Source organism: Actinomadura rugatobispora (assembly GCF_042656285.1).
GTDB lineage: Bacteria > Actinomycetota > Actinomycetes > Streptosporangiales > Streptosporangiaceae > Spirillospora > Spirillospora rugatobispora.
In genome coordinates this window covers 28,015-52,148 of the sequence record NZ_JBHSON010000068.1, presented here as the reverse complement: position 1 = coordinate 52,148, position 24,134 = coordinate 28,015, and the positions used below count along the sequence as shown (strand labels likewise).

The following is a 24,134-nucleotide window of genomic DNA, read 5'->3' as shown; positions in this document are numbered from 1 at the left end:
ACCCAGTGGAGGGTCCATGACGGAACCGATCGTGGTGGCCGAGGGGCTGCGCAAGAGCTTCGGCGGCACCCACGCGCTGCGCGGGCTCGACCTGGCCGTGCCCGCCGGGCGGGTCTGCGGGGTCCTCGGCCCCAACGGCGCGGGCAAGACGACCCTGATCCGCATCCTGGCGACGCTGGCGGACCCCGACGGCGGCGCCGCCCGCATCGCCGGGCACGACGTCGTCCGGGACGCCGACCGGGTGCGGGCGCTGATCGGCCTGGCCGGGCAGTACGCCGCCGTCGACGAGAAGCTCACCGGGCGCGGCAACCTGCGCATGTTCGGGCGGCTCTACCACCTGTCCCGCGCCGACGCCCGCCGCCGGGCCGACGAGCTGCTGGAACGCTTCGGGCTGATGGAGGCCGCCGACCGCCAGGTGGCCGGATACTCCGGCGGGATGCGGCGCCGGCTCGACCTGATCACCAGCCTGATCCTGCGCCCCCGGGTGCTGTTCCTGGACGAGCCCACCACCGGCCTGGACCCGCGCAGCCGCAACGAGATCTGGGACAGCGTCCGCGACCTGGTCGCCGACGGCACCACCGTGCTGCTGACCACCCAGTACCTGGAGGAGGCCGACCGGCTCGCCGACTCGATCGCCGTGGTCGACCACGGCCGCGTGATCGCCGCCGGCACGCCCGACGAGCTCAAGGGCGGCATCGGCGACCGGCTCGACGTGGTGCTGGAGGACCGGGCCCTGGTGGGGCGGGCGGGCACCGTCCTGGGCGCGCTCACCGGCGGCGAGCCGGAGACCGAACCGGACACCGGCCGCCTCAGCCTCCCCCTCGCGGGGACGGTGCGGCTGGCCGACGTCGTGCGGGAACTGGACCGCGCCGGGATCGACGCCGCCGATGTGAGCGTGCGCCGGCCCACGCTGGACGAGGTCTTCCTGCGCCTGACCGGAAAGACCAAGGAGAGCGTGCGATGACCACCGTCCCTGCCTTCACCGCCCCGGCCGCCCCCACCGTCCTGGAACGGGTGCGGTGGACCTTCGCCGACGGGCTCACCCTCGTCGGCCGCGAGCTGAGCCGGATGCGCCAGGAGCCCGGCACGCTGGTCGGCGCGCTCGTCTTCCCGGCCATCATGGTCGTGCTGTTCGGGTACGTGTTCGGCAGCGCCATCCAGGTGCCCGGCGGCGGGAACTACCGCGAGTACCTGATGCCGGGCCTGTTCTCCATGGTCACCTTCACCTCCGTCATGGCCCTCACGATGCAGGTGGCCACCGACGCCTCCAAGGGCGTGATGGACCGGTTCCGCGCGATGCCGATGGCCAGGTCGGCGGTGCCGTTCGGGCAGACCGGCGCCGACGTCCTCACCGGCTTCCTGAGCCTGGGCATCATGGCGGCGGCGGGACTGCTGGTGGGCTGGCGGGCGCACCGCGGCGTGCTGCCGGCGGTGGAGGCGTTCGCGCTGCTGTGCCTGATGCGCTACGCGCTGAGCTGGGTGGGCTGCTACCTGGGGCTCGTGGTGAAGAACGAGCAGACCGCCGACCATCTGGTGCCGCTGTCGCTGCCGTTCACCATGCTGTCGAACTCCTTCGTGCCGACCGAGGGCATGCCGGCCTGGCTGAGGTTCCTGTCCGACTGGAACCCGGTCAGCGCGCTCACCGCCGCGTCCCGGGGGCTGTTCGGCAACCCGGGCGCGGCGACGGGCGACGCGGCGTGGCCGGTCGCGCATCCCACGGCGGCCGTGCTGCTGTGGTCGGCCGTGCTGCTGGCGGTGTTCGTCCCGCTGTCGGTCCGCACCTACCGGCGCAAGGGCCGCTGAGGGGCCCGTCCCGCCGACCGGACGGCCGGCGGGACGGGACGGGAACGGGACGGCGGATCAGACGCGGCCCTGCCGCTGGCTGCCGGGGGTCACCGCTTCTTCCCCTCGATCTTGTAGCGCTGCCGCAGCGACCTGCTGATCTCCTTGTACCGGCCCTCGCGTTCGGCGCGCAGCCGGGCGTCGCCGCGCGAGGCGATCCAGTCGTTCTCGCGCAGCAGCTTGCGGTAGCTGTCCAGCCGCCGCGAGGGCAGCTCACCCGCCTCGACCGCGGCGAGCACCGCGCAGCCGGGTTCGCTGTCGTGGGCGCAGTCGTTGAAACGGCAGTCCGACGCCAGATCCTCCACGTCCGCGAAGGTCTGCTGGAGGCCGTCGGCGGCGTCGATGAGCCCGACGCCGCGCAGCCCCGGCGTGTCGATCAGCACGCCGCCGCCCGGCAGCGGCAGCAGCTCGCGGCGCACGGTGGTGTGCCGGCCCTTGCCGTCCTGGACACGGACCGCGCCGGTGGCGAGCACGTCGGCGCCCAGCAGCGCGTTGCCCAGGGTGGACTTGCCCGCGCCGGACACCCCCAGCAGCACGACCGTGCCGGTGAGGACGGCGGTGACGACGTCGATGCCGGTGCCGTCGGCCGCGCTGCAGGAGACGACGTCGGCGCCGGGCGCGACCGCGGCGACCTCCTCCAGCCGCGCGTGCTCGGCCGCCGGATCGGCGAGCCGGTCGGCCTTGGTCAGCACGACCACGGGCCGGGCGCCGCTCTCCCAGGCCAGGGCGAGCAGCCGTTCGATCCGTCCCAGGTCGATGGGCTCGGCCAGGGAGACGGTGACGGCCACGGTGTCGACGTTGGCGGCCAGGACCTGCCCGCGTGACTCGCCCGAGGCCGCGGCCCGGACGATGGCGGTGCGGCGGGGGAGCAGCGCGGCGACGGCCGGGTGGTCCCCGGTCCGCAGCGCCGCCCAGTCCCCGGTGCACGGGGACTCCAGCGGGTCGGGCGAGGCCACCGGCGCGGTGTCGGCCCGCATCGGTCCGGCTTCGGTGATCACATCGCAGCGGCCGCGGTCGACGGCGGCGATGCGGGCGGGCACGAGCCCCGTCTCACGGTACGGGGCGAAGGCTTGCTCCAGGTCCCCGTCCCAGCCATAGGCGGACAGGGCCTGCGAAGATGCAGAGAACAACGGAGTGGAACCCTTGCGTGAAGGGGCCCGGCGACGGCCGTGAAGGCGTCAGCTCCGGGCCCGGGAAATGGGAATGGCCGGAGTGCTGCGCGCAGCAGTCACCGCCGCGACGGCCATACACCCCACCTCCCCTTCCCTCGGAGACCCGCAGTCCTTCCGCAGTTCCGTCCGCGACGCTACAGGCTCCTCCCTCGGCCCGCCACCGGTTTTCGGCCCCTGAGGTTCAGGCGAGCAGGGCGCGCACTTCCGCGAGGAGGTCGACCTGGGCGTGCCAGCCGGGGCCGGCGACGCCGATGACCGCGTGCCGGGCGCCCGCCGCCCGGTAGGCCGCGAGCCGTTCGGCCGCCTCCTCCGGCTTCCCGGTGAGCGGGACGTCCAGGACCTCCTCCAGCGGCCTGCCGTACGCGCCGCTGATTCCCGACGCCAGCTCCTCTCGGGAGGGCAGGCCGGGGCCGGTGCCCAGCGCGCAGGTCCCGCCGATCGCGACGACGGGCACCCGGCGGCCGTGCGCGTTCGCCTGCTCGGCCAACTGCGCGGCGCCCCCCGGCCAGCTCGTCCGGGGAGATCAGCGAGGGGAACCAGCCGTCGCCGAGCCGCGCGGCACGCCGGATCGCCGCGGCCGAGGCGTTCCCGACCCAGACCGGCGGCATGTCGACCGCGGGTTCGAGCCTCACCGGCGGCGCGCCGGACGCGTCGGGCAGCCGGACCTCCTCGCCCGCCAGCAGCCGCGGGAGCAGTTCCAGCGCGGTGTCGGTGCGCCGGCCGCGCTCGCCGTACGGGACGCCCGCGGCGGCCCACTGCCCGGGCCCGCCGCCCGACCCGACCCCCAGGACCAGCCGGCCGCGCGACAGGTGGGCCAGGGTCGCGATCTGCTTGGCCGCCCATGCCAGCGGGCGGATCGCGGGAACGAACACGCTGGTCCCGACCTTGATCCGGGTGGTGGCGGCCGCGGCGGCCGCCAGTGCGAGCGGGGCGTCCAGGACGGGGCGTCCCACGGCCAGGTGGTCGCCGTGCCACACACCGTCCAGCCCCGCGTCCTCGGCGTGCCGCGCCGCCGCGGCCAGGTCGACGCCCTCGTCGCGCTGGACGGCGATGCCGGGAAGGATCACGCCGATCTCGAAGGTGCTCACGTTCGTCCTCTCACGTCGCCGCTGCTGCGGGCGTCCCTGCCAGGGGCCCGGTGCAACGGTGCAACCTCAAGCGGAGTCGAGGTCAAGCGCGTTCCCCCGCGCGGGGGAACGAGATCGGCCGGTGCGGGGAGGAGCACGGGGCGCCGCCGCCGGAGGATCGAGCGCATGGCGTCGACGACGATGATCCCGCTGCGGCGGCCCCGGCCCCGAGACCTCGCGGCGATCGGCATTCCCTGGCTGATCGCCTACGGGACGCTGCAGACCTACTGGCGGCTCGGTCACCGTCCGGCGGAGCTGTCGCCGGTCGGCGACGACCTGGTGTTCCTCAACGGCTGGGGCGTGGTGGGACTGTGCGGGGCGGCCGTGCCGCTGCTGGCGGCACTGGCGGTGTCACGGCCGTCGAGGGCGGTACGGCGGCTGCTGCTGCTCGCGTCCTGGGCGACCGCGATCACGCTGGTCTCCGCCGCGGCGATGGTGCTGCTGGACGTGGTCGGCGGGATCCTGCCCGGGCTGGGCATCGAGTTCTTCCCGCTGGGGGCGCTGAGCCGGGCCGGATGCCTGGGAGGCGGCGTGATCGTCGGGATGGCCGCGCTGTCGTACCAGCGGGCCACCCGGGCCGGATGCGCCGCCTGCGGGCGCGCAGGGCCGTCGGAGGCACCGGAGCGGCCCGGACGCACGCCGGTCTGGGCGTTCGCGGCGGCCTACGGGGCGGTGGCCGGCTGCGCGGTGCGGATCGGTGCCCAGGCGGTGGTCGGCTTCGACGAGTCCCCGCTTGCCTCGGGTGTGTCCGTGCTGCTGTTCGAACTGGGGTTCCTGCTCGGCGGGACCCTGCTGCCGCTGTCGCTGGTCCACTCCTGGGGGCGGGTGTGGCCGCGCTGGGTGCCGGGCCTGGCCGGACGCCGGGTGCCGCGGCGGCTGGTGCTGTGGCCCGCGGCCGGGATCTCCGCGGGCCTGGTCGTGTACTTCGGGTTGATGCTGCTCCAGATGATCGCCGAGCGGCTGCAGGGCCGGAACCCGTTCCCGCCGTCGGGCGGGCTGGACCTGCCGGAGGCGTTCTTCTGGTTCGCGGTGCCCTCCTACCTGGCGTGGGGGGCGGGTATGGCGGTGGCGGCGTTCGGCTACCACCGGCTGACCCGTCGAGCCTGCGGGGAGTGCGGCCGGTGAGCCGGGGGCCTCTGCGGGTAAAGAGCGAAAGGGATGAATCACGTCAGGGCCGGTTAAGGTGATGTCAAAGACCCGACCATCGTGGGGGCGTGGCCGTGGAGGAACAGTCGGAGAAGCCCGGCGCGGTGGCGCCGCGCGACGTCGACCGCGCTGTCGAACGCGATGCCGACAGGACCACCGGCCGCGCCGCCGACCGCGACGTCGTCGACCCGGTGCCGCTGGCGGCCAGGCTCGACCGGGCGGCGGCCGAGCGCATGGAGGAGCTGTGGAACGGCGTCGGCCCGGCCGCCGTCGAGGCCGCCCGGCTGGCCACCACCGTCAGCGACCCCGTCCGGCAGGCCGCGCGCGAGGCCGCCGGCCGCGCCGCCGTCACCGTCCTGGACCAGCTCTCCGGCACCCCGGTGATGCGGGCGGTGGAGCAGGCCGCCCGCGAGGCCGCCGTGAAGATCGCCACGACGGCGGCGGAGAAGGCGGTCGCCGAGGCGCGGGCCGCGGCCGAGTCCAACGCCGTCACCGGCGCCGCCCTGGACGTCACCACCGCCGCCATGACCATCGCCGGGCAGGCCGCCTCGCATCCGATGGCCGTGGCCGCGGCGCGGCTGGCCGCCCGCAACCCCCTCGCCCGCGCCGCCACCGCGACCGCGCTCGACGTGGCGGGCCGCACGGTCGCCGCCCCGGTGCTGCAGACGGCCACCAAGGCGGTGGTCGACTCCACCATCGACACGGTCGCCGGCGTCGCCACCGACGTGGCGATGGACGCGGGCCGCGAGGTCGTGCTGAGGGTGGTGCGGGATACCGCCCGCGACACCGCCCGGGACCTGGCCGTCACCGTCGGCGGGCGGGCCCGCGAGGCCGCCGCGATGACGCCGGTGACCGCCGCCGCCGCCGAGGTGGCCGGCGAGGTGGCCGGCGAGGTGGCCACCGAGGTCGCCGCCCGGGCCGCCGGGAGCGACACGGTGCGCGACACGGTCCGGTCGGCCGGCGGGCTGCTGGCCGCGGTGGCCGGCAGCGCGGTCGCCCGTACCGCCCGCGACCTGGCCGGACGCGCCGCGACCGCCGCGGTCGAGGCGGTGCTGGCCGAGCTGATGCGCGAGGCGCTGAGGCTGGCGATGCGCGAGCGGCTCCGCGAGCTGATGTTCGAGGTGGCCCGGGACGTGGTGGTCGACGTCGCCAAGACCACCTGGACCACCGCGGCCGGGCCGGTGCCGCGCCCGGCGGAGCGGGAGGTCGAGGAGGCCGGGGAGGTGCTGGTGTCGTTCACCGGCATGCTCGGCCGGGCGGCCAAGGCCACCGCCGGCTTCATGACGACCGCCGGCCCGCCCCCGACCGCGCCCGCCTCCCGCGACGACGAACGCGAAGACGACGGCGACGGCGACGGCGAGCGCGACGGTGACGAAGGCGACCCCTGGGCGGCCGCCACCGCCCCGCCCGGCCCGGTGGCCTGAGAACTTCCTGAAATAACCATGAGAAACGGGCTCGCGCGGCATGACCGCACGTCAGCGCTGGTTACGTTGTGTTCATGGAGCCTGGGAGCACCGGTGCGGCGCCCGCCCGGATACTCATCGTGGACGACGAGCCCGCGGTGCGTGAGTCGCTGACCAGCAGCCTCGAGTTCGAGGGCTACCAGGTGGGCGAGGCCGCCGACGGGGTGCTCGCGCTGGAGCGGGTCGAGCGCGACATGCCCGACCTGGTGGTGCTGGACGTCCTCATGCCGCGGATGGACGGGCTGACCACCTGCCGCAGGCTGCGCGCCCAGGGCGCCACCATGCCGGTGCTGATGCTGACCGCGCGCGACATGGTCGGCGACCGCGTCACCGGGCTCGACGCCGGCGCCGACGACTACCTGGCCAAGCCGTTCGAGCTGGACGAGCTGCTGGCGCGCATCCGCGCGCTGCTGCGGCGCAGCGCGATGGCCGCCCCGGCGGGCCGCGGGCCGGGCGAGGTCCTGGCCTTCGACGACCTGCGGATGAACACCGCCACCCGCGAGGTCACCCGGGCGGGCAGGCCGCTGGAGCTGACCCGCACCGAGTTCATGCTGCTGGAGATGTTCCTGCTGCACCCCCGGCAGGTCCTCACCCGCGAGCAGATCCTGGAGACGGTCTGGGGGTTCGACTTCGAGCCCGCCTCCAACTCCCTGGACGTGTACGTGATGTACCTGCGCCGCAAGACCGAGGCTAGGGGGCTGGCCCGTCTCGTCCACACGGTGCGCGGGGTGGGGTACGTGCTGCGAACGGCGTCGTGATGAGGCGGCTGTCGCTGCGGGGGCGGTTGTCCCTGCTGGTGGCGGTGGCGGTCGCCGTGGCGGTGGCGGCGTGCGCCATCGCCAGCTGGTTCCTGGTGCGCGACCAGCTCTACAGGGAGCTCGACCGGCGGCTGGCGGCGATGGGCGGTCCGCTCGCCCCCAGCGGGCGGGGCTACCCGCTGCCGGGCGGGCCCGAGCCGGACGGCGCCGCCCCGCGCGACATGCGCCGTTCGTGGGAGCTGACGGGGGCGCTGGAGCAGTGCTCGCCGGCGGCGACGACCACCAGCGCCCAGCTGAGGCCGCCCGGCCCGTACGAGATCATGCAGCTGGTGAACTCCGCGGGCGGTCCCTGCACCGTGCCCAACGCCGGGTCGCTCACCGTCACCGCCGCCGACGCGCGGGTCGCCAGGGGCGGGTCGTTGCCGGCCGTGCACGACGGCACCGGGGTGACCGCCGACGGGGAGCGGGTGGACGTGCGCGTCCACACCCGCTCGTTCGTGGCGGCCGACGGCACGCGGGCGGCGGTGTCGTTCGCGCTGCGGCTCGACCAGGTCGAGGAGCCGCTGAACCGGCTGACGCTGGCGCTGGTGACGGTGGCCGCGCTGGGCGTGCTGGCCTCGGCGGGCACCGGGCTGCTGATCGCGCGGGCCTCGCTGCGGCCGGTGGACGAGCTGACCGCGGTCACCGAGCACATCGCCCGCACCCAGGATCTGGACACCCGCATCCCGGCCGAGGGCGCCGACGAGATCGCCCGGCTGAGCCGCTCGTTCAACACCATGACCGCGGCGCTGGCCGCCTCCCGCGACCACCAGCAGCAGCTGATCGCCGACGCCGGGCACGAGCTGCGCACCCCGCTGACCAGCCTGCGCACCAACATCGACCTGCTGCTGCGGGCCGAGGCGTCCGGGCGGGAGCTGCCGCCCGGGACCCGCCACAACCTGATGGTGAACGTCCGGACGCAGATGCGGGAGCTGTCCAGCCTGGTGGGCGACCTGCTGGAGCTGGCCCGTCCGGAGGAGGCCGAGCCGGCCCGCGAGACGGTGGCGCTGCACGAGGTCGCGGCCCGCGCGGTGGAACGGGCCCGGCCGCGCGGCCCCGGCCTGACCATCGACGCGCGGATCGAGCCGTGGTACGTGACCGGCGATCCGGCGTCGCTGGAGCGCGCCGTGGTGAACCTGCTGGACAACGCGGTGAAGTTCAGCCCGCCGGGCGGGGAGGTGGCGGTGCGGCTGGCGGGCGGCGAGCTGAGCGTCCGCGACCACGGCCCGGGGATCTCGGCCGAGGACCTGCCGCACGTGTTCGAGCGGTTCTGGCGCTCGCCGTCGGCGCGGAGCCTGCCGGGTTCGGGGCTGGGCCTGTCGATCGTCGACCGGGTCGTCACCGAGGGCGGCGGGAAGGTGCGGCTGGACCCGGCCGGGGGCGGCGGCACCGTCGCCCGGATCTGGCTGCCCGGCGGCCCCGAGCGGGACGACTGATCTTTCTCATCGGGGATTAATGATCGCCTTAGGCCGCTCCCACGCCGGCGGCCGAGGTTGGTCGCATGAGCCACTTGGTCACCGATCCGGCCGCCGCGGCCGGGGCGCAGCCGGACCGCCGCGAGGGCGGCGGGCGGCGGCGCCTCGTCGAGGTGGTCGTTCCCGTCTACAACGAGCAGCACGTGCTGGAGGCCAGCGTCGGCCGCCTGCACGACTATCTGGAGTCCACTTTTCCCTACCCGTTCCGGATCACCGTCGCGGACAACGCCAGCACCGATGCCACGTGGCGGGTCGCCGAGGAGCTTGAGGCGCGGCTGCCGCACGTGCGGGCGGTGCGGCTGGAGCAGAAGGGCCGTGGCCGGGCGCTGCGGCACGTGTGGAGCCACAGCGACGCCGACGTGGTCGCCTATATGGACGTGGACCTGTCCACCGACCTGGACGCGTTCCTGCCGCTGGTGGCGCCGCTGATCTCCGGGCACAGCGATCTGGCGATCGGCAGCCGCCTGTCGCGCGGGTCGGCGGTGGTGCGCGGTCCCAAGCGCGAGTTCATCTCCCGCTCCTACAACCTGCTGCTGCGGACGGCGCTGGCGGCGCGGTTCTCCGACGCGCAGTGCGGGTTCAAGGCGGCCCGGACCGAGATCGTGCAGGCGCTGCTGCCGGCGGTCGAGGACGAGGCCTGGTTCTTCGACACCGAGCTGCTGCTGCTGGCCGAGCGCAACGGGCTGCGCATCCACGAGGTCCCGGTGGACTGGGTGGACGATCCCGACAGCCGCGTCGACGTGCTGCGCACGGCGCTGGACGACCTGAGGGGCATGGCCCGGGTGGGGCGGCGGATGCTGACCGGCGCGTTCCGCGCCCCGGTGGGCGGGCGGCCCCGGCCGGGGGCGCGCGCGGAGCTGCCGGCGGGGATGGCGCGGCAGCTGCCCTCCTTCGCGATCATCGGGGTGGTCAGCACGCTGGCGCAGCTGGTGCTGTTCGTGCTGCTGCGCACGGTGACGGGCCCGCTGTGGGCCAACGCGCTGTCGCTGGTGATCACCGCGGTGGGCAACACCGCCGCCAACCGCCGGTTCACCTTCGGGGTCACCGGCCCCGAGCGGGCGTTCCGGCAGCAGCTCGAGGGCGGGCTGGCCTTCCTGCTCGGGTTGGCGCTGAGCAGCGGCGGGCTGGCGCTGCTGCACGCGACCGTGCCGGACGCCTCCCGCGCGGTCGAGGTGCTGGCGCTGGTGACGGCCAACGGCGTCGCCACGCTGGTGCGGTTCCTGCTCATGCGCGCGTGGATCTTCCACCCGCGCCGTCTGGGCCGCCGCGGCCGGGCGGGCGGGGACGCGCACGACGCGGCGAGCGGACGGAGTGGACAGGAAGTGACGGGAGGGCAGGTGCGATGAGTCTCACCGGCACCGACACGATCGGGAGCACGCGTGACGGGGCGGCCCGCGGCGAGTCCGCGGCGCACGCCGGACCCGCCGGACGGCCGGGACCGCTGGGGTCGCTGCGGCGGCTCGCGCTGGGCGGGCCCGAGGATCCGCGGTGGGCCAGGCCCGCGCTGTGGGCCGTGGTGCTGCTGGCCTTCGTGCTGTGCGCGTGGAACCTGTCGGCCAACGGATACGCCAACACCTACTACTCGGCGGCGGTGCGGAGCGGGACCGAGAGCTGGAAGGCGTTCTTCTTCGGCGCCCTGGACTCCGGGTCGTTCATCACCGTGGACAAGCCGCCGATGGCGCTGTGGGTGATGGGGCTGTTCGCCCGGGTGATGGGGTTCGGCCCGTGGAGCCTGCTGCTGCCGCAGGCGCTGGCGGGCGCGGCCGCCGTCGCCGTGCTGCACGCGACGGTGCGGCGGGCGTCCGGGCATCCGGCGGCGCTGATCGCGGCGGGGGTGCTGGCGCTGACGCCGATCACCGTGGCGATCAACCGCGACAACAATCCCGACACGCTGCTGGTCCTGCTGCTGGTTCTGGCGGCGTGGGCGTGCCAGCGGGCGGTGGAGTCCGGGCGGCTGCGCTGGCTGGCGGCCGCGGCGTTCTTCGTCGGCTGCGGCTTCAACACCAAGATGCTCCAGGCGTTCCTGGTCGTCCCCGCGCTGGCGCTGGCCTACCTGGTGGCGGCCAAGGCCCCGGTCCTGCGCCGGGTCTGGCATCTGCTCGCGGCCGGTGCCGCGCTGGCGGTCTCGAGCCTGTGGTGGATGGCCGTGGTCGACCTGATCCCGGCGGATCGGCGGCCGTTCATCGGCGGCAGCTCCGACGGCACGGTGTGGGACCTGGTCATCGGCTACAACGGCCTGGGCCGGATCTTCGGCGAGGGGGGCGGTTCAGGGGGCGTCCGCGGCGGTCCCGGCGGGGGCGGCGGCGGCTTCGGCGGTGCGGCGGGTGCCGGGCGGCTGTTCAACGACACGCTCGGCGGCCAGATCTCCTGGCTGCTGCCGTACGCGGCGATCGCGCTGGTGGCGGGGCTGCTCCTGCTGTGGAAGCGGCCGCGCACCGACCTTGGGCGGGCCGGGCTGCTGCTGTGGGGCGGGTGGCTGGCGGTGCACTTCGTGGTGTTCAGCTTCGCCGAGGGCACCTTCCACCCGTACTACGCCACGGCGATGGCTCCGGCGATCGGCGCGCTGGCGGGTGCGGGCACGGTGCTGCTGTACGGCGCGTACCGGCGCTCGGCCGCCTGGGCGTGGGTGCTGCCGGTGGGGGCGGCGATCACGGGGGCGTGGTCGTTCGCGCTGCTGGGCCGTACACCGGACTGGAATCCGTGGCTGCGCTGGGCGGTGGCCGCGGTGACCGTCCTGGCGGTGCTCGGCGTGGTCGCCGGGCGGGCGCTGCGCGGACGCGGGGGCCGGATGGTCGTCGCGGGGCTGGCGTTGACGCTGGTGGCGGGGCTGGCAGGTCCGGCCGCGTACGCGGTGTCGGCGGCCTCGTCGCGGGTGAACGGCACCAATCCGCTGGCCGGGCCCTCGACGGGGGCCGGCTTCGGCGGTCCGGGCGCTCGTCCGGGCGGCGGCCGCTTCCCCGGCGGTCCGATGCCCGGTGGCGGCCCGGCACCGGGCGGCCTGGCTCCCGGTGGCGCTGCTCCCGGTGGCGCTGCTCCCGGTGGCGCTGCTCCCGGTGGCGCTGCTCCCGGTGGCGCGATGCCGGGCGGGGCGATGCCCGGCGGCTTCCGGCCGCCGGGGTCCGCTCCCGGTGTCGGCGGTCGCACCGGCGGCGGTCCGGGCGGGCAGGTGAGCGACGGGATGCTGAAGTACCTGCGGGAGAACCGCGGCGGCGCGAGCTGGCTGGTGGCGGTGAGCAGCGCCCAGCAGGCGTCGTCGGTCATCGTGGAGACGGGGGAGCCGGTGATCGCCATGGGCGGCTTCACCGGCCGGGACCCGGCGATGACGGTGGCCAAGCTGCAGGAGTACGTCAAGAGCGGCAGGCTCCGCCACATCCTCATCGAGGGCGACGGCCGCCGTGGCCCGGGCGGGCAGGGCGGCGGTGGCGCGGAGGTCACCGCGTGGGTGCAGAAGAACGGCACCCTCGTGGACCCGAGCGCCTACGGCGGCTCCTCCGCCGCCTCGTCCGGAGCATCCGGTGCGTCCGGTGGCAGCGGAGCCCGGCTCTACAAGCTGGGCTGATCTTGAGACCGCGGGCCGGCGCGGCGTTCCACTTCGCCGCCCGGCCCGTCCCCTCCCGTACTCGCGAAGGAACTGACGATGACGACCACTCTGCCGGGCGCGCTGCCGGGCGGCCGGGACGAGGCGTCCGCCTCCGGAGGCCCGCGGGCGAGCCTGCGAAGCACGGCACGCAGGACGGTGCGCAGGACGCTGCGCGGGCCCGAGCACGACCCGCCGTGGGCGCGGCCCGCGCTGCTGGGGTTGCTGGCCTGCACCGCCCTGCTTTACCTGTGGGGGCTGGGCGCCTCGGGCTGGGCCAACTCCTTCTACTCCGCCGCCGTGCAGGCGGGCGCGACGAGCTGGAAGGCGTTCTTCTTCGGCTCCTCCGATGCCGCCAACGCCATCACCGTCGACAAGACGCCGGGCGCGCTGTGGCCGATGGCGCTGGCGGCGCGGGTGTTCGGGGTCGGCCCCTGGAGCATCCTGGTGCCGCAGGCGCTGATGGGCGTGGCGACCGTCGGCACGGTGTACGCGACGGTCAAGCGGCGGTTCCCGGCCGGTGCGGCGCTGCTGGCGGGCGGGGTGCTGGCGCTGACGCCGGTCGCGACGCTGATGTTCCGCTTCAACAACCCCGACGCGCTGCTGGTGCTGCTGCTGACGCTGGGCGCCTACGGTCTGGTGCGCGCGCAGGAGGGGGCGAGCACCCGCTGGCTGGTGTTCGCGGCCTGCTGCGTGGGGTCGGGGTTCCTGGCCAAGATGCTGCAGGCGTTCCTGGTGGTCCCGGTGTTCGCGCTGGTGTACCTGGTCGCGGCGCCGGGGCCGGTGCGGCGCAGGCTGTGGCAGCTCGTGGCGGCCGGGGCGGCGCTGGTGGTCTCGGCGGGCTGGTGGGTCGCGGTGGTGGCGCTGGTGCCGGCCTCGTCCCGCCCGTACATCGGCGGGTCGCAGGGCAACAGCGTGCTGGAGCTGGCGCTGGGCTACAACGGCCTGGGGCGGCTGAACGGCGACGAGGTCGGCGGTCTGGGCAACCTCGACCAGGACGCGGGGCCGCTGCGGATGTTCGGCGCGGTCATCGGCGGCCAGATCTCCTGGCTGCTGCCCGCGGCGCTCGTGCTGCCGGCGGCGGGTCTGTGGCTGACGCGGCGGGCCCCGCGCACCGATCCGGTCCGGGCGGCGCTGGTGCTGTGGGGCGGCTGGCTGCTGCTCACCGCCGTGATCTTCAGTTTCATGCGGGGGATCTTCCACGAGTACTACACGGTGGCGCTGGCCCCGCCGATCGCGGCGCTGGTGGGGATGGGCGCGGCGCTGCTGTGGGAGCGGCGCCGCGGCCTGGCCGCGTCGGCGGCGCTGGCGGGCGTGGTGCTGGTGACGGCGGTCTGGGCGTACGTGCTGCTGGGGCGTACCGGGGACTGGTATCCGGGGCTGGCCCCGATCGTGCTGGCGTCCGGGGTGGTGAGCGCGGGCGCGCTGCTGGGCGCCGGTCGCCTGCCGCGTTCGCCGGCGGCGGGTGCCGCGGTGGCGGCGGTGGTGTGCGGGCTCGCCGGGCCCGCGGCGTACGCGCTGGAGACCGCCGCGACCCCGCATACCGGTGCGATCGTCACGGCGGGTCCGTCGACGGGGTTCGGACCGGGTGGAGGGCGCGGGCCCGTGAACGTGCGGAGGCCCGGCGGCAACGGGGCGGGCGGCCGGTTCGCCGGGCCGCCGCCGGGAGGGATGGGCCAGGGCGGCATGCCGTTCCCGGGCTCCCGTCCGGGGCGCGGAGGGGGAATGCCCGGCGGCCCGGGAGGGGCCGGTGGTACGGGCGGGCTGCTGAACGCGGCCAAGCCCGCGGCCGAGGTGACCGCGATGCTCAACGCCGGCGCGGCGTCCTACACCTGGGTGGCGGCGGCGGTCGGCTCCAACAGCGCCTCGGGCTACCAGCTGGCCACGGGGAGGCCGGTGATGGCGGTCGGCGGATTCAACGGGACCGATCCGGCGCCGACGCTGGAGCGGTTCCAGGCGCTGGTGGCCGCCCGGAAGATCCACTACTTCGTGGGCGGCGGCTCGATGGGGATGATGAGGCGCGCCGAGAGCGGCAGCGACGCCGCCCAGCGGATCGCGGAGTGGGTGCAGCGCAGCTTCACCGCCGTCACGGTCGGCGGGACCACCCTCTACGACCTGACCGCCCCGTCCTCGTGATCGGGCCGGGCGTGAGGTAGAACTCGGAGGGAAGGGACCACGGGAAGGCACCACGAGCGAACAGCGCGAGCAAGCAGCGCGAGCGAAAGGGACGGAAACGATGGCAGAACTGCTCGACGACGCCGCGATCACCGCCCGTCTCAAGGACCTGCCCAACTGGACGCGGGACGGCGAGGAGATCCGCCGCCGGGTGAAGGCGCCGTCGTTCATGGCGGGGATCGAGCTGGTGACGGAGGTCGCCCGGGCCGCCGAGCAGGCCGATCACCATCCCGACATCGACATCCGCTGGCGGACGCTGACCTTCGCCCTGTCCACCCACAGCGCGGGCGGGCTGACCAGCCGGGACTTCGATCTGGCGGCGCGGATCGACGCGATCGCGTCCCGGCACGACGCCGCGTAGGGCCGGGCGGCGCGTCCGGTGGCGGTGCAGGTGGCGGTGTGCGGGCCGGGCGAGTGCACCGGGCGGGAGCGGGCGGAGGCGCGCGAGGTCGGCCGGCTGCTGGCCGGGCGGGGCGCGGTGGTGGTCTGCGGCGGCTACGGCGGGGTGATGGCCGCGGTGGCGGCCGGTGCCCGGTCGGCCGGCGGTGTGGTGGTGGGCGTGCTGTCGGGCGCCGACCGGGCCGGGGCCGCTCCCGATCTGACCGTGGCGCTGCCGACCGGGCTGGGGCAGGCCCGCAACGCGCTGATCGTGAACGCGGCGGACGCGGTGATCGTGGTCGGCGGGTCGTGGGGGACGCTGTCGGAGCTGGCGATGGCGATGCGCCGCGGCCGGGTCCCCGTCGTCCAGCTCGGGGGCTGGCGGGTGGTGGACGGGGACGGCCGGCCGCTCGCGGGCGTCCGGTACGCGGCCGATCCGGCCGAGGCGGTCCGCCTGACCGGCCTGTGGGACTGACCGGCCTGTGGGCTGGGCCGGGCGCCGGGCCCGGGCGGGCCCGGCGGATCGGTGGCGCGGCGGGTCAGCGGGTGCGGCGGCGGAACAGCACCCCCGAGAGCGCGGCGGCGACCAGCAGGATCCCGGCGCACCAGGCCAGTGCGGTCCAGGGCCGGTCGCCAACGGGCTGGCCGAGCAGCAGTCCGCGCACGCTCTCGATGATGGGGGTGGCGGGCTGGTTGCGGGCGAAGCCGTGCATCCAGTCCGGCATCGTCTCGATCGGGACGAACGCGCTGCTGGGGTAGGGCAGGAACAGTACGAAGAAGGTGAAGCCGCTGGCCGCCTCTGGGGTGCGGGCCAGGAGCCCGACGGTCGCGGAGATCGCCGACATGGCCACGATGAAGGCGGTGAGCAGGGCGAAGGTCGCCAGCCAGGCGGCGGGTCCGGCGCCCGGCCGGAAGCCGATGGCGAACGCGACGGAGAAGACCATGACGACCGAGAACAGGTTGCGCAGCGCGCTGGCGGTGACGTGGCCCGACAGCAGCGTCCGGCCGCCGATGTCCATGGAGCGGAACCGGTCGACGATGCCCTCCTGCAGGTCGGAGGCGACCATCACGGCCGTCATGGAGGCGCCGTAGGAGGCGCACATGACCAGCACGCCGGGCACGGCGTAGGTGACGTACTCGGGCGTTCCGGACTGGATGGCGCCGCCGAACAGGTAGACGAACAGCAGCAGCACCATGACGGGCAGCAGGACGGCGGTGAGCAGCGAGTCCAGGTTGCGGATGGTCAGGCGCAGGCTGCGGCCGGCCAGGACGGGCCAGGCGGCGAGTTCAGACAACGGTGGCCTCCTTGCCGGCGCCGGTGCTCGCGGCGTCCTGCTCGTCCGGGTGGTTCGGGTCGGTCGGGCCGCCGTCCGGGCCGGGGGTGCTGGTGGCGGTGCGGCCGGTGAGGGCCAGGAAGACGTCGTCGAGGGTGGTGTCGTGGACGGCGAAGCGTTCCACGTCCGTGCCGGCGGGGTCGAGTTCGTCGAGCAGGGCGCGCACGTGCGCGGCCGTGCCGTCGCTGGCGACTCCGACGGTGAGCCGGGCGGGGTCGCGGTGCGCGACGCGCGGCCCGAGGGCGGCGGCCAGCGCGTCGAACGCGCTCGGCCCGGTGGCGACCAGGTCGAGGCGCTGCTCCGCGACGCGGTTCTTGAGTTCGGCGGCGGTGCCCTCGGCGACGATGCGGCCGGCGTCCATCAGCGCGATGCGGTCGGCGAGCCGGTCGGCCTCCTCCAGGTACTGGGTGGTGAGGAAGACGGTGACGCCGCCGGCGGTGAGGTCGGTGACCACGTCCCACATGGCGCGCCTGCTGCGCGGGTCCAGGCCGGTGGTGGGCTCGTCCAGGAAGAGCACGGCGGGTTCGGTGACCAGGCCGGCGGCCAGGTCGAGGCGGCGGCGCATGCCGCCGGAGTAGGTGCCGACGCGGCGCCCGGCGGCCTCGGTGAGGTCGAAGCGCTCCAGCAGTTCGGCGGCGCGGCGGCGGGCCTGGGCGCGTGAGAGGCGGCGCAGCCGTCCCATCATGCGCAGGTTCTCCTCGCCGGTCTGCAGCTCGTCGACGGCGGCGTACTGGCCGGTGAGGCTGATGGCGCGGCGCACCCGCCTGCGCTGGGCGACGACGTCCAGGCCGGCGACGCGGGCGGTGCCGCCGTCGGGCGGGGTGAGAGTGGACAGGATCCGCACGGTGGTGGTCTTGCCCGCGCCGTTGGGGCCCAGCAGCGCGTACACGCTGCCCCGGGTGACGTGCAGGTCGATGCCGTCCAGGACGGTCATCGAGCCGTAGGACTTGCGCAGCCCGGTCGTCTCGACGGCGGTCTGGGCTGGTGGTTCGCTCATGGGCGGCCTTCCGTGTATGGCGTACGCTTTATTGTGTATGGGCTACGCGGTACTGCGTAGGGTATACACGCACAGGTGGGCGCGGTCAACTCCGATCCGAAGGACGCGATGGGCGAGGACAACGGCGCAGGGCTGCCGGAGGGCATCGAACTGGCCTGGGGGCTGCGGGAGCGTCCCGGCAAGGGGCCCAAGCGCGCGCTCACGCTGAAGGGGATCATCGACGCGGCGGTGCGGATCGGCTCGGCCGAGGGCCTGGAGGCGGTCTCCATGAGCCGGGTCGCGGCGGAGGTCGGCGTGTCGACGATGGCGCTCTACCGGTACGTGCCGTCCAAGAACGACCTGCTCGCGCTGATGACCGACGAGGTCTTGGGCGCCCCGCCGCCGCTGCCGGACCCCGAGGCGGGCTGGCGCGAGGCGCTGTCGGCCTGGGTGCGGGCGCTGCGCGAGGCGCTGGGGCGCTACCCGTGGTTGCTGCGCGCGCCGATCACCGGCCCGCCGATCATGCCCAACAACGTGCGGTGGATGGAGGCCGGGCTGGGCGCCATGCGCGGCATGGGCCTGCCCCCGGGGCCGCGGATCTCGCTGCTGATCCTGCTGAGCAACTTCGTCCGGTCGGAGGTCTCGCTGTTCCACGACCTGCAGTCGTCGTTCCAGGCGGCGAGCACCACCGAGGCGGAGGTCATCGGCGACTACGGCGCGATGCTCACACGGCTCGCCGACCCCGGGCACTTCCCGGAGCTTCGCGCGATCGTCGCGGAGGGGGTGTTCTTCGAGGGGGTGGGAGGGCCCGACGAGGACTTCGTCTTCGGCCTGGAGATCCTGATGGACGGCCTGGAGGCGCTGGTGCGCCGCTGCGGAGGCGGGGGTTAGTGGACCGACAGCCCGCCGTCGACGAACAGCGCCTGCCCGGTGATGTAGCCGGAGGCCGCACCGGCCAGGAACACCGCCGCGCCCGCGAAGTCCTCGGCCAGCCCGTTGCGTCCGACCATGGTGCGGGCGGCCAGCGCGGCGACCGTCTCCGGGTCGTCGGAGAGCCGGGCGTTGAGCGGGGTCATGACGAAGCCTGGCACCAGGGCGTTGCAGGTGACGCCGTGGGGCGACCACGCCTCGGCCTGGGAGCGGGCCAGCGCGGCCAGGCCCGCCTTGGACACCCCGTACGCGCCGCTCTGCACGAACGCCCGGTAGGCCTGCTGTGAGGTGATGTGGATGATCCTGCCGAAGCCGCGCTCGGCCATGCCCGGCCCGAACCGCTGCCCGAGCAGGTAGGGGGCCTGCAGGTTGACCGCCATGGTGGTGTCCCAGACGTCCTGGCCGAGCTCGCCCATCGGGGGCCGCAGGTTGACCGCGGCGGAGTTGACCAGGATGTCGGGCTCGCCGAAGACGCCGGCCGCCTCCTCGGCCGCCCGGGCCACCCCCTCCCGGGTGCCCAGGTCGGCGCTGACCCAGGCGGCACGGCAGCCGTGCGACTCCAGGTCGCGGACGGTCGCGGCCAGCTCGGCCTCCCGCCGCGCGACGATCACGACGCCGGCGCCCGCCCGGGCCAGGGCCTCGGCGATGGCCCGGCCGATCCCCGAGCTTCCCCCGGTGACGAGGGCGACCCTTCCCTCCAGGGAGAACAGCCGCGCCAGGTAGGCGGACGAGGCGGACGACGGGGACGAGGCCGGCGGCGGGGAGGGCGCGGTCATGGCCCCGACCCTAGCCGTCCGCGCCCGCGTGATCGGCGCCGTCGCCGTGCCCGCTCCCGCGCGCGTCCGGCTCCGGCGTCGGGTCGGGATCGCCGTCATCGCCGTCATCGTCGTCGCGGTGGCGGTCGCGCCAGACGATGACGGCGATCACGGCGACGACGACGAACGTCGGGACGAAGAACGGGACGGCGCTGACCAGCGGGTGCGTGGCCAGCACGCCGCTCGCGCCGCTCACGCCGCCGGTCATGCGCCGGCCCGTTCCCGTGTCCCGGGGGAGCGCGGCGCGGGCGGCTCGGGCCGCAGCGACCGGGAGACGCGGGCCACGCCCCAGCCCAGCGAGAGGATGAGCGCGAGGGTGCAGGCGAGCACGACCGAGGAGCAGGCCAGCCAGAGCCAGCCGGGCACGCCGGTCTTCAGCTCGCGCTGCAGGATCGTCCGTTCGCTCTGGGCGGGGCGGTCGAAGGACTGCGGGGCGGGCAGCGCGCGGGCGCCGATGGCGGGGTCGGCGGGCATGTAGAGGGGGACGCCCGCCATCGAGCGGCCGTCGTGCAGCCGGATCAGGGTCTTCCACTGGCCGTGCAGTGGCATGGGGGCGCTGGTGCGGTAGACGCCGCCGCCCTCGCTGACCAGGGGCTCGACGTGCAGGCCCTCGCCCTGCCAGCCGGTGATGACCGCCCACGCGGGTCCGTCGGCGGCGCGGGGCGGGGAGAGGACGATGCGGGCGTGCGCGGTGCGGTCGGCGGCGGTGCCCTGCACGGCGGTGAGTTCGACCTGGGCCCGCACGTTCTGGGGGACGTCGATGACCAGTCCGTTGGCGACGGCCGCCGCGACGCCCACGAGGGAGGCGGCGAACGCGGTCCGCGACACCGCGGGCCGGGGCAGCCGTCCTTCCAGTCCCTCGGCCAGCATCGCCCCGCACAGGCCGCCGGCGACGCCGCCGGCCACGGCCATGATCATGCCCTCGGCGAGGATGTCGCCCGTCCAGGGCAGGCGGAAGGCGGCCTGGCTCCAGGCGTACTCCCCGGCGAACCCGGCGGTGCCGATCAGCACGCCGCTCACCGCGCCGAGCGCGAGCGGGCGGCGGGCCAGGGCGAGTGCGGCCAGCTCGACGCACAGCGCCTCGGCGAAGTAGAGCGGGACCGAGGCGAGCAGTTCCCCGATCACCGCGGGGCCGACCAGCACCGACACCCCGCCGCGGATCAGCATGTAGAACAGCACCGCGAAGATCGCGCCGCCCCGGCCGACCCACAGCCGCGCGGCGACCAGCGCGCACCCGGCGGCCAGCGCGATCAGCAGCGGCTGGTGGACGAGCCGGAACTGCGGGACGCCGAAGTCGTACTCGGCCTGGAACACCGACAGCCCGATCAGCAGGCCGCCCGCGTGCATACCGCGCCGCACGTACCGGGCGGCGCCGGAGGGCTGGTCGGCGGCGGGGCCGCGCCAGGCGCGGCGGCCCTCGCGTTCCAGGATCATCATGGCGACCAGCGACAGTCCGGCGCCGCCGATGAGCATCAGGTGGGTGGGGCCCCACAGGGTGACGTCCTGGCCGAAGACGCGGTGCCACAGGTCGTCGAGGGGGAAGCCGAGCAGGGCGTAGAACCCGGCCCCGGCCAGCAGGACGCCGCCGGCGGGGGCGTACCAGTCACGGGTGATCCGGACGGCGGCGCGGCCGGGGCGCTCGCCGCGGGGCAGCACCATCGCCAGCACTCCGGCGGTGAAGATCCCGAACAGGCCGATGAGGATGGGGTAGTGGGCGATGTTGGCCAGCGGGCCCTCGTCCCGGCCGTGCGAGATGTGCAGGGAGATGTCCCAGTACATCCCGAGCAGGGCGGTGACCAGCGACAGCAGTGACACGGTGGCGGGCAGCGCGGCCCAGCCGGGCAGGCCCCGGCCCACGCCGCGCTCGGACAGGGCGGCCAGCCGGGTGAGGAGCGTGATCCGCCCGGTGCGGTGCCCCCAGCCCAGGACGAGCAGGGCGGCGGTGAGCAGCGCGGCCCCGCCGGAGGCGATGAGGATCTGGTCGAGCGCCGCTCCGCCGGCGGGCTTGGCCTCCTCGCGGAGGGCCTGGACGGGGGCGGCGGCGAGCCACAGCGCGCGGCCGTCCCCGCCGGTGTACGTCGCTCGATCCCACACGGATGCTCCTCCTGCCGTCCTACGGTCCTGCGGTCGGAAGCGGTGTGGACCGCCCCTGGCCGGAGTATGTCATCTTTGAATGTGTCATTGTCTAGTGTCACGTTTTGTGGTGTGAAACACCCGGCCGGGAGGAGAGGCATGAGGGCGGCTGTGCGACGGGTACTGGTGGCCGCGGTGGCCGCGGCGACGTTGCCGGGGGCCGCCGCGGCATGCGGCGAGCCCGCCGGGACCGGCTCGAGCCCCGCGGCGTCGCCGACGGCCGGCCGGTCCACCGCGAGCGCGAGTCCCGCCGAGGTCACGCGGATCGCGGTCACCGTGGCGGACGGGAAGGCCCGCACCGCCTCGGGCCGGGTGAAGGTCCGCCGCGGCGCCACCGTGGAGATCACCGTGACCAGCGACGCCGCCGAGGAGTTCCACGTGCACGGCTACGACCGCACGCTGGCGCTGCGGCCGGGCCGGGCGGGCACGCTGCGGCTGGTCGCCGACACGCCGGGGGTGTTCGAGGCCGAGCTGCACCATTCCGGCGCCCGCGCGTTCGAACTGCAGGTGGGCTGACGCCGTGCCGGTACTGACGGAGGCGGCGACGCCGTCGGGGGCGGCGGGCCCCGCCCTGGTGGAGGGCGTGCTGGCGCACGGGCTGGGCGGGCGGACCGACCTCCCGCTGGACGCGGTGGCCGCGATCATCGGCGGCGGGACGGCGGTCGCCGCCTCCTTCCTGGTGCTGACGGTCGCCTGGAAGCGGCCGCGGCTGCGCTCGGACGGCGGGCGTCCCCTGCCGCCCGGTCCGGCGCGGGTCCTGGACTCGGCCGCCCTCGCCCGCGCCGGACGGGCGGCGGCGCTGGCGGCGGCGGTGTTCGTGGTGGCCGTCGCGCTGGGCGGGCCGCCCGGCGAGAAGGCCAACCTGGCGCCCTGGGCGCTGTACGTCACGTTCTGGGTCGGGCTCGTGCCCGCGAGCGTCCTGCTGGGGCCGGTGTGGAGGCGCGTCAACCCGCTCCGCACGCTGCACGCCGTCCTGTGCCGCCTCACCGGGACCGACCCGGTCGGCGGGCGCCGCACGCCGCCGGCCCGGCTGGGGTACTGGCCGGCGGCCTGCTGGCTGACGGCGTTCGTGTGGCTGGAGCTGGTGGCGCCCGGCCGTTCCGATCCCCGGCTGGTGGGGTGGCTGATCCTGGCGTACGCGGCGGTCAACCTGACCCTGGCGCAGGTGTACGGGCGGGAGTGGTTCACGCGCGGCGACGGGTTCGAGGTCTACTCCAGCCTGCTGGCGCGCATGGCCCCGCTGGGCCGCCGCGGTGACGGCGCGCTGGTGCTGCGCACACCCCTGACCGGGCTGGTGGGCGGCGCCGCCGAGCCGGGGCTGGTGGCGGTGGCGTGCGTGCTGATCGGCTCGACCGGGTTCGACGGCGTCACCCGCACCACCTTCTGGCGCGACAACGTCGACCCGGGCGGCGTGGCGGCCGGGTCGCTGGGGCTGGCGTGCTCCATCGGCGCGGTCGCCGCGCTGTACGTGGCGGCGATGCGCTTGAGCGCCGCGCTGACCGGGGAGCCGGAGGGGGCGGCCGTGCCGGGGCGCTTCGCCGCGACATTGCTGCCGATCGCGCTGGGCTACAGCCTCGCGCACTACTTCTCGTTCTTCGTGCTGGAGGGCCAGATGACGTTCATCCTGGCCAGCGACCCGTTCGGCGCCGGGTGGAACCTGCTGGGCTCGACCGGGCACCGCATCGACCACGACCTGGCCGGGCCGACGCTGACCGCGCAGGTGCAGGTGAACGCGATCGTGCTGGGGCATATCGCGGCGACCATCGCCGCCCACGACCTGGCGCTGCGGATCCGGCCGCGCGAACGCGCGCGGCCGGGTCAGGCGCCGGTGGCGGCGGTGATGGTCGCGCTGACGTGTGCGGGCCTGTTCGCGCTGCTCAGCGGTTGAGGTTCCGGGAAGGCGCGGTCTCCCGTTCCCCTTCCTGTTCCCCTTCCCGGTCCGTCTCGCCTTCGTCGTCCTTGCCCGTGTCGGATTCGCGCTCGCCGGGCTGCCCGCCCGCGGGGTCCTGAGCGGCGGCGGCGCGTTCGGCGGCCTTCTCGCGCTGCTTCTTGCGGCGCTGGTACTCCTGGACGGCGATGAACACGGCCGCCGTGATCGGGCCCCAGTACTTGGCGGTCTCCAGGATCGCCTGGACCCAGCCGGGCAGGGTGAGGTCCGGCCACGGGATCGAGGGCAGGTCGATGTCGGGCCACGGGATGCGGGGCCGCGGCAGGTCCGGCGGGTCGGGCAGGTTCACCTCGGGCAGGTCGATGTCGGGCTTGGGGATCCGGATGAGCGCGGCGATGCCCAGCAGCGGGAGGAGGACCTTGGCGACCGCGGCGGCGACGTGCCGCGAGGCGTACAGGCGGGGGTAGCGGCGGGCCAGGCGCTCGCGGCGGGCGGCGCGGCTGCCCTCGGGCGGGGTGAACCAGGTTTCGCCGGCGCGGGCGACCAGGTCCTTGACGTCCTGGACGTCCTTGACCTCCAGGTCGGTGGAGGCGGGCACGAGCGCGACCATGCCGAGGTGGCCGAGCCAGTCCCAGGTGGCCTTGACGGTGAGGTCGTCGTGGGTGAGTTTGGCGGCCTTCTTGCCGGAGACGTGCTCCTCGGCGACCTGCTCGCCGTCGACGAACATGCGGATCTCCCGCTTGGAGCCGCCCGGCGGGCTCTCCACCTCCAGTCGTCGCCCGTTGTGTTCGAGCACCCAGCGTTCCCGGGCGTTGGCGGCCATCGAAGTCGTCCCCCTGGTGCGGTGGCTGCGTACGGGCCCGTACGCGGGCCCTGTACGCAGCCTGCCCGGCGGCGGGCGGGGCG

22 protein-coding genes and 1 pseudogene are annotated in these 24,134 nt (G+C 75.2%); 14 read left to right on the top strand and 9 right to left on the bottom strand.

What is annotated here, in order from left to right:
* Nucleotides 1–16: 16 nt before the first annotated feature.
* Together ACFPZN_RS37675 and ACFPZN_RS37670 are read left to right on the top strand one after the other, a co-directional pair.
* Nucleotides 17–964: an ATP-binding cassette domain-containing protein gene (locus ACFPZN_RS37675; protein WP_378287286.1), complete on the top strand. Its 948-nt coding sequence runs from the start codon at nucleotides 17–19 to the stop codon at nucleotides 962–964.
* Entirely contained in the window at nucleotides 961–1,803 is an 843-nt protein-coding gene (locus ACFPZN_RS37670) for an ABC transporter permease (RefSeq protein WP_378287285.1), read from the top strand. The genes ACFPZN_RS37675 and ACFPZN_RS37670 overlap by 4 nt, the downstream gene beginning before the upstream one ends.
* 89 nt (nucleotides 1,804–1,892) lie before the next feature.
* Here ACFPZN_RS37670 and rsgA read toward each other — a convergent pair whose 3' ends face one another.
* The 3 genes and pseudogenes from rsgA to ACFPZN_RS37655 form a co-directional block, all read right to left on the bottom strand.
* Nucleotides 1,893–2,972, bottom strand: coding sequence for a ribosome small subunit-dependent GTPase A (gene rsgA / locus ACFPZN_RS37665; protein ID WP_378287284.1), 1,080 nt, complete (start codon nucleotides 2,970–2,972; stop codon nucleotides 1,893–1,895).
* A 223-nt stretch (nucleotides 2,973–3,195) separates the two neighbouring features.
* Nucleotides 3,196–3,501: a hypothetical protein gene (locus ACFPZN_RS37660; RefSeq protein ID WP_378287319.1), complete on the bottom strand. Its 306-nt coding sequence runs from the start codon at nucleotides 3,499–3,501 to the stop codon at nucleotides 3,196–3,198.
* A gap of 34 nt (nucleotides 3,502–3,535) precedes the next feature.
* Nucleotides 3,536–3,991: pseudogene (locus ACFPZN_RS37655) on the bottom strand (LLM class flavin-dependent oxidoreductase); the annotation flags it as partial.
* Nucleotides 3,992–4,267: 276 nt separating this feature from the next.
* Between ACFPZN_RS37655 and ACFPZN_RS37650 the strand changes: the two are divergent.
* From ACFPZN_RS37650 to ACFPZN_RS37610, 9 genes are all read left to right on the top strand, one after another.
* Nucleotides 4,268–5,266: a hypothetical protein gene (locus tag ACFPZN_RS37650; RefSeq protein WP_378287283.1), complete on the top strand. Its 999-nt coding sequence runs from the start codon at nucleotides 4,268–4,270 to the stop codon at nucleotides 5,264–5,266.
* Between the two features lie 89 nt (nucleotides 5,267–5,355).
* Entirely contained in the window at nucleotides 5,356–6,711 is a 1,356-nt protein-coding gene (locus ACFPZN_RS37645; protein ID WP_378287281.1) for a hypothetical protein, read from the top strand.
* Between the two features lie 74 nt (nucleotides 6,712–6,785).
* A complete protein-coding gene (locus ACFPZN_RS37640; RefSeq protein WP_378287280.1) occupies nucleotides 6,786–7,508 on the top strand; it encodes a response regulator transcription factor in 723 nt (240 codons plus the stop codon).
* Nucleotides 7,508–8,983, top strand: coding sequence for a sensor histidine kinase (locus ACFPZN_RS37635; RefSeq protein WP_378287279.1), 1,476 nt, complete (start codon nucleotides 7,508–7,510; stop codon nucleotides 8,981–8,983). The genes ACFPZN_RS37640 and ACFPZN_RS37635 overlap by 1 nt, the downstream gene beginning before the upstream one ends.
* A 65-nt stretch (nucleotides 8,984–9,048) precedes the next feature.
* Nucleotides 9,049–10,368 (top strand): bifunctional glycosyltransferase family 2/GtrA family protein, encoded by a 1,320-nt coding sequence (locus ACFPZN_RS37630; protein ID WP_378287278.1) that lies wholly within the window; start codon nucleotides 9,049–9,051, stop codon nucleotides 10,366–10,368.
* On the top strand, nucleotides 10,365–12,581 hold the full coding sequence (locus tag ACFPZN_RS37625; protein WP_378287277.1) for a glycosyltransferase family 39 protein: 2,217 nt from the start codon (nucleotides 10,365–10,367) through the stop codon (nucleotides 12,579–12,581). The genes ACFPZN_RS37630 and ACFPZN_RS37625 overlap by 4 nt, the downstream gene beginning before the upstream one ends.
* A 78-nt stretch (nucleotides 12,582–12,659) precedes the next feature.
* Nucleotides 12,660–14,735 carry an ArnT family glycosyltransferase gene (locus ACFPZN_RS37620; RefSeq protein WP_378287276.1) on the top strand — a complete coding sequence of 692 codons (2,076 nt, stop codon included), beginning with the start codon at nucleotides 12,660–12,662 and terminating at the stop codon, nucleotides 14,733–14,735.
* Nucleotides 14,736–14,835: 100 nt separating this feature from the next.
* A complete protein-coding gene (locus tag ACFPZN_RS37615) occupies nucleotides 14,836–15,135 on the top strand; it encodes a 4a-hydroxytetrahydrobiopterin dehydratase (RefSeq protein ID WP_378287275.1) in 300 nt (99 codons plus the stop codon).
* 18 nt (nucleotides 15,136–15,153) lie between these two features.
* Nucleotides 15,154–15,627 carry a TIGR00725 family protein gene (locus ACFPZN_RS37610; protein WP_378287274.1) on the top strand — a complete coding sequence of 158 codons (474 nt, stop codon included), beginning with the start codon at nucleotides 15,154–15,156 and terminating at the stop codon, nucleotides 15,625–15,627.
* Between the two features lie 64 nt (nucleotides 15,628–15,691).
* Here ACFPZN_RS37610 and ACFPZN_RS37605 read toward each other — a convergent pair whose 3' ends face one another.
* Together ACFPZN_RS37605 and ACFPZN_RS37600 are read right to left on the bottom strand one after the other, a co-directional pair.
* Nucleotides 15,692–16,447: an ABC transporter permease gene (locus ACFPZN_RS37605; RefSeq protein ID WP_378287272.1), complete on the bottom strand. Its 756-nt coding sequence runs from the start codon at nucleotides 16,445–16,447 to the stop codon at nucleotides 15,692–15,694.
* Nucleotides 16,440–17,483 (bottom strand): ATP-binding cassette domain-containing protein, encoded by a 1,044-nt coding sequence (locus tag ACFPZN_RS37600; RefSeq protein ID WP_378287271.1) that lies wholly within the window; start codon nucleotides 17,481–17,483, stop codon nucleotides 16,440–16,442. Before ACFPZN_RS37600 ends, ACFPZN_RS37605 begins: the two co-directional genes overlap by 8 nt.
* Nucleotides 17,484–17,558: 75 nt before the next feature.
* Here ACFPZN_RS37600 and ACFPZN_RS37595 point away from each other — a divergent pair, with 75 nt between their 5' ends.
* The gene (locus tag ACFPZN_RS37595; RefSeq protein WP_378287270.1) at nucleotides 17,559–18,353 is read left to right on the top strand and encodes a TetR/AcrR family transcriptional regulator; all 795 of its coding nucleotides are present in this window, start codon (nucleotides 17,559–17,561) and stop codon (nucleotides 18,351–18,353) included.
* Here ACFPZN_RS37595 and ACFPZN_RS37590 read toward each other — a convergent pair.
* Genes ACFPZN_RS37590 through ACFPZN_RS37580 form a run of 3 tightly spaced genes read right to left on the bottom strand, consistent with a single transcriptional unit; the run spans nucleotide 18,350 to nucleotide 21,301 of the window.
* Nucleotides 18,350–19,168 carry an SDR family NAD(P)-dependent oxidoreductase gene (locus ACFPZN_RS37590; RefSeq protein WP_378287269.1) on the bottom strand — a complete coding sequence of 273 codons (819 nt, stop codon included), beginning with the start codon at nucleotides 19,166–19,168 and terminating at the stop codon, nucleotides 18,350–18,352. The genes ACFPZN_RS37595 and ACFPZN_RS37590 overlap by 4 nt on opposite strands.
* Before the next feature lie 10 nt (nucleotides 19,169–19,178).
* Complete coding sequence (locus ACFPZN_RS37585) at nucleotides 19,179–19,403, bottom strand: hypothetical protein (protein ID WP_378287267.1); 225 nt, start codon at nucleotides 19,401–19,403, stop codon at nucleotides 19,179–19,181.
* 8 nt (nucleotides 19,404–19,411) lie between these two features.
* Nucleotides 19,412–21,301 (bottom strand): hypothetical protein, encoded by a 1,890-nt coding sequence (locus ACFPZN_RS37580; RefSeq protein WP_378287266.1) that lies wholly within the window; start codon nucleotides 21,299–21,301, stop codon nucleotides 19,412–19,414.
* A 138-nt stretch (nucleotides 21,302–21,439) separates the two neighbouring features.
* On the opposite strand from ACFPZN_RS37580, the gene ACFPZN_RS37575 reads away from it, so the two are divergent.
* Both ACFPZN_RS37575 and ACFPZN_RS37570 read left to right on the top strand, forming a co-directional pair.
* A complete protein-coding gene (locus ACFPZN_RS37575) occupies nucleotides 21,440–21,856 on the top strand; it encodes a cupredoxin domain-containing protein (RefSeq protein WP_378287265.1) in 417 nt (138 codons plus the stop codon).
* Nucleotides 21,857–21,860: 4 nt separating this feature from the next.
* A complete protein-coding gene (locus ACFPZN_RS37570; RefSeq protein ID WP_378287264.1) occupies nucleotides 21,861–23,228 on the top strand; it encodes a hypothetical protein in 1,368 nt (455 codons plus the stop codon).
* Here ACFPZN_RS37570 and ACFPZN_RS37565 read toward each other — a convergent pair.
* Entirely contained in the window at nucleotides 23,218–24,051 is an 834-nt protein-coding gene (locus tag ACFPZN_RS37565) for a hypothetical protein (RefSeq protein ID WP_378287263.1), read from the bottom strand. The two genes, ACFPZN_RS37570 and ACFPZN_RS37565, sit on opposite strands and share 11 nt — an antisense overlap.
* Between the last annotated feature and the right edge of the window lie 83 nt (nucleotides 24,052–24,134).

Excerpts from the sequence above, each read along its gene's own strand:
- ACFPZN_RS37565 (WP_378287263.1), bottom strand. The coding sequence starts at position 24,051 with ATGGCCGCCAACGCCCGGGAACGCTGGGTGCTCGAACACAACGGGCGA.
- ACFPZN_RS37630 (WP_378287278.1), top strand. The coding sequence starts at position 9,049 with ATGAGCCACTTGGTCACCGATCCGGCCGCCGCGGCCGGGGCGCAGCCG.
- ACFPZN_RS37615 (WP_378287275.1), top strand. The coding sequence starts at position 14,836 with ATGGCAGAACTGCTCGACGACGCCGCGATCACCGCCCGTCTCAAGGAC.
- ACFPZN_RS37670 (WP_378287285.1), top strand. The coding sequence starts at position 961 with ATGACCACCGTCCCTGCCTTCACCGCCCCGGCCGCCCCCACCGTCCTG.
- ACFPZN_RS37640 (WP_378287280.1), top strand. The coding sequence starts at position 6,786 with ATGGAGCCTGGGAGCACCGGTGCGGCGCCCGCCCGGATACTCATCGTG.
- ACFPZN_RS37600 (WP_378287271.1), bottom strand. The coding sequence starts at position 17,483 with ATGAGCGAACCACCAGCCCAGACCGCCGTCGAGACGACCGGGCTGCGC.
- ACFPZN_RS37625 (WP_378287277.1), top strand. The coding sequence starts at position 10,365 with ATGAGTCTCACCGGCACCGACACGATCGGGAGCACGCGTGACGGGGCG.
- ACFPZN_RS37590 (WP_378287269.1), bottom strand. The coding sequence starts at position 19,168 with ATGACCGCGCCCTCCCCGCCGCCGGCCTCGTCCCCGTCGTCCGCCTCG.
- ACFPZN_RS37575 (WP_378287265.1), top strand. The coding sequence starts at position 21,440 with ATGAGGGCGGCTGTGCGACGGGTACTGGTGGCCGCGGTGGCCGCGGCG.
- ACFPZN_RS37620 (WP_378287276.1), top strand. The coding sequence starts at position 12,660 with ATGACGACCACTCTGCCGGGCGCGCTGCCGGGCGGCCGGGACGAGGCG.
- ACFPZN_RS37675 (WP_378287286.1), top strand. The coding sequence starts at position 17 with ATGACGGAACCGATCGTGGTGGCCGAGGGGCTGCGCAAGAGCTTCGGC.
- ACFPZN_RS37635 (WP_378287279.1), top strand. The coding sequence starts at position 7,508 with ATGAGGCGGCTGTCGCTGCGGGGGCGGTTGTCCCTGCTGGTGGCGGTG.
- ACFPZN_RS37650 (WP_378287283.1), top strand. The coding sequence starts at position 4,268 with ATGGCGTCGACGACGATGATCCCGCTGCGGCGGCCCCGGCCCCGAGAC.